Annotated in this window: 6 protein-coding genes; all 6 read left to right on the top strand. The window is 70.0% G+C overall.

Going from position 1 to position 6,849, the window contains the following annotated elements; genetic code table 11:
• Positions 1-373, top strand: a 373-nt coding sequence (locus tag ACS5Q7_RS24005) for a transketolase C-terminal domain-containing protein (protein WP_478341777.1), incomplete at its 5' end; no start/stop codon positions are given.
• A gap of 104 nt (positions 374-477) precedes the next feature.
• Positions 478-1,506 (top strand): hopanoid-associated sugar epimerase, encoded by a 1,029-nt coding sequence (gene hpnA / locus ACS5Q7_RS24000; protein WP_478341776.1) that lies wholly within the window; start codon positions 478-480, stop codon positions 1,504-1,506.
• Positions 1,503-2,399, top strand: coding sequence for a squalene synthase HpnC (gene hpnC / locus ACS5Q7_RS23995; protein WP_478341775.1), 897 nt, complete (start codon positions 1,503-1,505; stop codon positions 2,397-2,399). The genes hpnA and hpnC overlap by 4 nt, the downstream gene beginning before the upstream one ends.
• Positions 2,396-3,247, top strand: coding sequence for a presqualene diphosphate synthase HpnD (gene hpnD, locus ACS5Q7_RS23990; protein ID WP_478341774.1), 852 nt, complete (start codon positions 2,396-2,398; stop codon positions 3,245-3,247). Before hpnC ends, hpnD begins: the two co-directional genes overlap by 4 nt.
• Positions 3,247-4,533: a hydroxysqualene dehydroxylase HpnE gene (gene hpnE, locus ACS5Q7_RS23985; protein WP_478341773.1), complete on the top strand. Its 1,287-nt coding sequence runs from the start codon at positions 3,247-3,249 to the stop codon at positions 4,531-4,533. Before hpnD ends, hpnE begins: the two co-directional genes overlap by 1 nt.
• Positions 4,534-4,674: 141 nt before the next feature.
• Entirely contained in the window at positions 4,675-6,672 is a 1,998-nt protein-coding gene (gene shc / locus ACS5Q7_RS23980) for a squalene--hopene cyclase (protein WP_478341772.1), read from the top strand.
• Positions 6,673-6,849 lie beyond the last annotated feature (177 nt).

Here is a 6,849-nt window from a genome sequence, read left to right as displayed (position 1 = left end):
GGCGCTGAAGGCGGCGGATGCGCTGGCCGAGCAGGGCGTGGCGGTGACGGTGGCGGATGCGCGCTTCGCCAAGCCGCTGGACGAGGCGCTGATCCTCGATCTCGCGTCGCGGCACGAGGTGCTGCTGACCATCGAGGAGGGCTCGCGGGGCGGGTTCGGGGCGATGGTGCTGCATCTCCTGGCGGAGAAGGGCGCGCTGGATGCGGGCCGGGTGCGGGTGCGGACGCTCACCTTGCCGGACACGTACCAGGACCACGACAAGCCGGAGAAGATGTACGCGGAGGCCGGCCTCGACGCTCCGAGCATCGTCAAGGTCGTCACCGAGACGCTGCCCGAGCGCAAGGACGGCCGTTCGCGCCTTCGCCTCGCCTGACGGGACTGCACGGCCGCGCCTTGCCGCGGCCATGCCTGCCCGATTAGAACGCCGACCGGCGGGCATCTTGCCCGCCGTCATTGTTTGCGACCTGACGAGAGACGATGGCTGTGGCCACCCCATCCGGCCCGGCCGAGGCCGGCCCCGTGCTGATCACCGGCGCGAGCGGCTTCCTCGGCTCGGCCCTGGTCGATGTGTTTCGCCGGGCCGGCTTCCCGGTGCGCATCCTCGTGCGCGCCTCGAGCCCGCGCACCAACCTCACGTGGCCCGATGTCGAGATCGTCACGGGCGACATGCGCGACGCGGGCAGCGTCGCGGAGGCGATGCGCGGCCAGCGCTACCTGATCCACGCCGCCGCCGATTACCGGCTCTGGGCGCCGGATAGGGAGGAGATCGTCCGCACCAACCGCGACGGCACCCGGCTGATGATGCGGGCCGCCCTCGACGCGGGCGTCGAGCGGGTCGTCTACACGTCGAGCGTCGCCACCATCCGCCCCCCGGCCGATGGCGTCACGCCCTCCGACGAGACCATGCCGCTCACGCCCGAGACGGCCATCGGCGCCTACAAGCGCAGCAAGGTCGTGGCCGAGCGCGTGGTGGAGGAGATGGTCGCCCGCGACGGGTTGCCGGCGGTGATCGTGAACCCCTCGACGCCCATCGGCCCCCGCGACGTGAAGCCGACGCCGACCGGGCGGATCATCCAGGAGGCGGCGCTGGGCAAGATGCCGGCCTTCGTTGATACCGGGCTCAACCTCGCCCATGTGGACGACGTGGCCCACGGCCATCTGCTGGCCTTGAACAAGGGGCGGATCGGCGAGCGCTACATCCTCGGCGGCGAGGACGTGTTCCTGTCGCAGATGCTGGCGGACATCGCCGGGATGGTCGGGCGCAAGCCGCCGACCGTGAACCTGCCCCGCGCCGTCGTGTATCCGGTGGCGTTCTTCGCGCAATTGGCCGCACGCTTCACCGGCAACCAGCCCTTCGCCACCATCGACGGCATCCGCATGTCCCGCTACCGGATGTTCTTCTCCGACCGGAAGGCGCGGGCTGAACTCGGTTACACGGCGCGGCCCTATCGCGAGGGCCTGTCCGACGCGATCGACTGGTTCCGGGGCGCGGGATACCTGAAATGACCACCCTCGACACCGCGACCGACACCCGTTCCGGCAAGGGCCATCGCGACGAGAACTTTCCCGTCGCCTCGCACCTGATCCATCCGCGCCATCGCGGAGCGATCCTGGCCTTCTACAACTTCGTCCGCGCGGGCGACGACGTGGCCGACCATTCCGACCTGACGCCCGAGCGCAAGCTCGCCCTCCTCGACGGGCTGGCCGACGCCCTGACCGGGGCGGGCCCCACCGACCCCGAGGCGGCGCCGCTGAAGGCGGAACTGGCGACCCGCCGGCTTCCCCCTCGCCATGCCCTCGAACTGCTCGACGCGTTCCGCATGGACGCGCGCAAGAACCGCTACGCCGATTGGGACGAGCTGATCCACTATTGCCGCTACTCGGCGATGCCGGTGGGCCGCTTCGTGCTCGACGTTCACGGGGAGGACCCGGCGCGGGTCTATGGCCCCTCGGACAAGATCTGCGCGGCGCTGCAGATCATCAATCATCTCCAGGATTGCGGAAAGGACTTCCGCAATCTCGACCGGGTGTACCTGCCGCAGGATTGCCTGGAGCGGCACGGCGCCACCATCGCCATGCTCGGCGAGGCGAAGGCCCCGCCGGCGCTCCGCGCGGTCTTCCGCGAACTGGCGCAGCAATGCCTCGTCCTGCTGGACGAGGGCGCCACCCTGCCGGACCTGATCGACGACACCCGGCTCTCGCTCGAGATCGCGGCGATCCATCGCCTCGCGGTGGTCCTGTCGAAGGGTCTCTTGGAGCGCGATCCGCTGTCCGAGACGGTCCATCACGGCAAGGCGGCCTTCGCCCTCGTCGCCCTGCGCGGGGTCGCCGCGACCCTCGCGCGCCGCCCGTTCCGCGGGCGGATCGTCCGCGCGGCCATGCAAGGAGCCTCCCGTTGAGCGCCACCGCGACGCCCGCGACCGCCGCCGAGGCCGAAGCCCCGGCGCTGCCCGCCGCCGGCTCGTCCTTCTACACCGCCATGCGCCTGCTCCCGAAGGAGCGGCGCGAGGCGATGTATGCCGTCTACGCCTTCTGCCGGGCCGTCGACGACGTGGCCGACGACGGCGGCGCCCGCGACGTGCGCCGCACCGAACTCGACCGCTGGCGGGCCGACATCGACGCGCTCTATGCCGGCCCCCCGGTGGCTCGCACCCGCGACCTCGTGGAGCCGGTGAAGCAGTTCGGCCTGAAGCGCGAGGATTTCCAGGCGGTCATCGACGGCATGGCGATGGACGCCGAGGAAGACATCGTCGCCCCCGACGAAGCGACTCTCGACCTTTATTGCGACCGCGTCGCCAGCGCGGTCGGGCGCCTCTCCGTGCGCATCTTCGGGATGCCGGAGGCGGACGGGGTGAAGCTCGCATGGCACCAGGGCCGGGCGCTGCAACTCACCAACATCCTGCGCGACATCGATGAGGATGCCGAGCGCGGGCGCCTCTACTTGCCCCGCGAGAAGCTGGAGGCCATCGGCCTCGCGAATCCGACGCCGATGCAGGCGATCATGCATCCGCGCATCGGCGAGGTCTGCGCCGCCATCGCGCAGGAGGCCGAGGCGCATTACCGGGCGACCTGGGAGATCATCCACCGCAACCCGCGCAAGGCGACCAAGGCGGCGCGGCTCATGGCGGCGGCCTACCACCTCTACCTGAAGGCGGTGATCCGCCGGGGCTGGGCGCCGCCCCGTGCCCGGGTGAAGCCGGGCAAGCTCTCGCTGATCCTGGTGGCCCTCCGCCACGGCGTGCTGTGATGGCCAAGGTCCATATCGTCGGCGCCGGCCTCGCCGGGCTCTCGGCCGCCGTCTCGCTGAGCCGGAGTGGCCGGCAGGTCGTCCTGCACGAGGCCGCCAAGCAGGCCGGCGGGCGCTGCCGCTCGTATTTCGACCCGAGCCTCGGCCTCCACATCGACAACGGCAACCATCTGCTGCTCTCCGGCAATGCGGACGCGCTGGGCTTCCTGCGCGAAGTCGGCGCGCCCGACGATGCCCTGATCGGCCCGGACGAAGCCGCCTTCGATTTCGCCGACCTGAAATCCGGCCAGCGCTGGACGCTGCGCCCCAATGCCGGCCGCCTGCCCTGGTGGGTGCTGAGCCCGTCGCGGCGTGTCCCGGGCACCCGCGCCCGCGACTACCTCGCCCCCCTCGGGATCCTGCGCGCGGCCGCCGGCAAGGCCGAGGGCGCGGGCGGGACGATCGGCGAGAACATGGAATGCTCGGGTCCGCTCTACGAGCGCCTGTGGCACCCGGTTCTGCTCGCCGCGCTGAACACCGAGCCCCGCGACAGCGACGTCGGTCTGGCCGCGCGCATCCTCCGTGAGACGCTGGGCGCGGGCGGCAAGGCCTGCAAGCCGATGGTGGCCGAGAAGGGCCTGTCCTACGCCTTCGTCGATCCGGCGCTCGCGACCCTGGCCAAGCGGGGCGTGGAGATCCGGTTCGGCCGCCGCCTGCGCGGCCTCGACGTCACGGACGGGCGCATCACAGGGCTTCAGTTTGCGGATGGAGAGGAGGACATCGCGCCGGGTGATTCGGTGGTGCTGGCGCTCCCGCCGTGGGTGACGGCCGATCTGTTGCCGGAAGTCCCCACACCCCGGGAGTTCCGCTCGATCGTGAACGCGCATTTCGCGCATGTACCGAAGCCCGGAAGCCCGCTTGTTCTCGGCGTGGTGAACAGTCTTACGGAGTGGCTTTTCGCCTATTCCGACCGCTATTCGGTGACGATTTCCGGGGCGGATCGGCTTCTCGATGTACCGCGCGAAGACCTCGCCCGGCAGATCTGGGGAGAAATCGCCACGCTCGGCAATCTTGCTTCGGAACTGCCCCGCTGGCAAATCGTCAAGGAGAAGCGTGCGACGTTCGCGGCGACGCCCACCGAGGCGGCGAGGCGGGCGCCTGCGCGCACGCGGCACGCGAACCTCGTTTTGGCGGGCGATTGGACGGCCACCGGCCTGCCATCGACCATCGAGGGGGCGATCCGCTCCGGCAAGACGGCCGCGCATGCGTTGATGTGTGCGGAATCACCTGCGCGCGGCGCAGCTTGAGGCATGGCGGTTGCAAACTAAGCGCCCACCGCCGGAACGGATGCCGTTCCGGAGTGAGGGGGCGCGGGAAAAGTGGGCTTGGGGCCAAGTTCGTTCGCGGCGCGTTCGGACTGGCTGCAGGTGACCGTGAGGCGAGGACAGATGAGAGAGGCCGTGAACAAGATAGAGGCGCTTCAGCGCCCGAAGACTCAGGACATCAGCCTGGAGGCCGTCGAGCGCAGCGTGAGCGTCGCGACGCGGGCCCTGGGCTCCCTGGCTCAAAAGGACGGACATATCTGCTTCGAACTCGAAGCCGACGCGACCATCCCGTCCGAATATATCCTGTTCCACCACTTCCGCGGCTATCCTCCGGCGCCCGAGCTCGAGCGTAAGATCGGCAACTACCTGCGCCGGACGCAGGGGCCGCATGGCGGCTGGGCCCTCGTCCATGAGGGGCCGTTCGACATGAGCGCGACGGTGAAGGCCTATTTCTGCCTCAAGATGATCGGCGACGACATCGAGGCGCCGCACATGCGCCGGGCGCGCGAGGCGATCCTCACGCGGGGCGGGGCGGCCAATTCCAACGTCTTCACCCGCTTCCTGCTGGCCCTCTACGGCGAGGTGCCGTGGCGCGCCGTGCCGGCCATGCCGGTCGAGATCATGTTCCTGCCGAAGTGGTTCCCGTTCCACATCGACAAGGTGAGCTACTGGGCCCGCTGCACCATGGTCCCGATGTTCGTCCTTCAGGCGACCAAGCCGCGGGCGAAGAACCCGCGCGGCATCGGCATCCAGGAATTGTTCGTGACGCCGCCGGAGAGCGTCCGCTCCTGGCCGGGCTCGCCCCATGCCACATGGCCGTGGACGCCGATCTTCGGCTTCATCGACCGCATCCTCCAGGGCACCGAACACCTGTTCCCGCGCGGGCCGCGCCAGCGCGCCATGGAGAAGGCGCGCGCCTGGGTGAGCGAGCGGCTGAACGGCGAGGACGGCCTCGGCGCGATCTTCCCGCCGATGGTCAACTCGGTGCTGATGTACGAGATCATGGGCTACACGCCCGACCACCCGCAGGTGAAGGTCGCGCTGGAAGCCATCGAGAAGCTCGTCGTCATCAAGGACGACGAGGCCTATGTGCAGCCCTGCGTCTCGCCCGTGTGGGACACGGCGCTCGCCAGCCACGCCTTCCTCGAAGCCGGCGGCCCGGAGGCCGAGGCCACGGCCCGCGCCGGCCTGGATTGGCTGAAGCCGCGTCAGGTGCTCGACATCGTGGGTGACTGGGCGGCGCGCAAGCCGAAGGTCCGCCCCGGCGGCTGGGCGTTCCAATACGCCAATGCCCATTACCCGGACCTCGACGACACCGCCGTGGTGGTGATGGCGATGGACCGCGCCATGCGTCAGCACGGACTCGTGGCCGGGATGCCCGACTACAAGATGGCGATCGCCCGCGCCCGCGAATGGGTCGAGGGGCTGCAATCGGCCGATGGCGGCTGGGCCGCCTTCGATGCCGACAACAACTACATGTACCTGAACCACATCCCGTTCTCGGATCACGGCGCGCTCCTCGACCCGCCGACCGCCGACGTGACCGCCCGCGTGGTGGGGATGCTGGCGCAGCTCGGCGAGACCCGCGAGACCTGCCGCTCCCTCGACCGGGGCGTGAACTATCTCCTGAACGATCAGGAGGAAGACGGCTCGTGGTACGGCCGCTGGGGCATGAACTTCATCTACGGCACGTGGTCGGTGCTGAACGCCCTGAACGCGGCGGGCATCTCCTCCGCCGATCCGCGCATCCAGAAGGCCGTTTCCTGGCTGATCCGCATCCAGAACCCGGATGGCGGCTGGGGTGAGGACGCCTCGTCCTACAAGATCGACCCGGCCTTCGAGCCCGGCTCCTCGACCGCCTCGCAGACCGCCTGGGCGCTGCTGGCCCTGATGGCGGCGGGCGCAGTGGACGATCCGGCCGTGACGCGGGGCATCAACTTCCTCACCCGCACGCAGGATGCGGACGGGCTCTGGAGCGAGGCGCGCTACACGGCGACGGGTTTCCCGCGCGTGTTCTACCTGCGCTACCATGGCTACCCGAAGTTCTTCCCGCTCTGGGCGCTGGCGCGCTACCGGAACTTGAAGAAGAGCAACACCCGCCAGGTCGCCTTCGGCATGTGACCCGGCCTGCCGGACAGGGCGGAACGTCGCCCCGTCCGGCACCCCTGACGACGCGGCGCCCGCGCCCTGTTAAGACGGCGTTAACCCGCCCCAGCGGCGGCCCGGTCGACCCACGCGCCCCTTGCCCACTTCCGATCCCGATCAGCCCCGCCACCGGCCGCCGCCCGGCCTCCTCGC

The organism is Methylobacterium sp. Gmos3 (assembly GCF_056430985.1).
The sequence above is the reverse complement of the archived record's forward strand: the minus strand, read 5'-3'. Positions and strand labels throughout refer to the sequence as shown.

Excerpts from the sequence above, each read along its gene's own strand:
- hpnA (WP_478341776.1), top strand. The coding sequence starts at position 478 with ATGGCTGTGGCCACCCCATCCGGCCCGGCCGAGGCCGGCCCCGTGCTG.
- hpnC (WP_478341775.1), top strand. The coding sequence starts at position 1,503 with ATGACCACCCTCGACACCGCGACCGACACCCGTTCCGGCAAGGGCCAT.
- hpnE (WP_478341773.1), top strand. The coding sequence starts at position 3,247 with ATGGCCAAGGTCCATATCGTCGGCGCCGGCCTCGCCGGGCTCTCGGCC.
- shc (WP_478341772.1), top strand. The coding sequence starts at position 4,675 with ATGAGAGAGGCCGTGAACAAGATAGAGGCGCTTCAGCGCCCGAAGACT.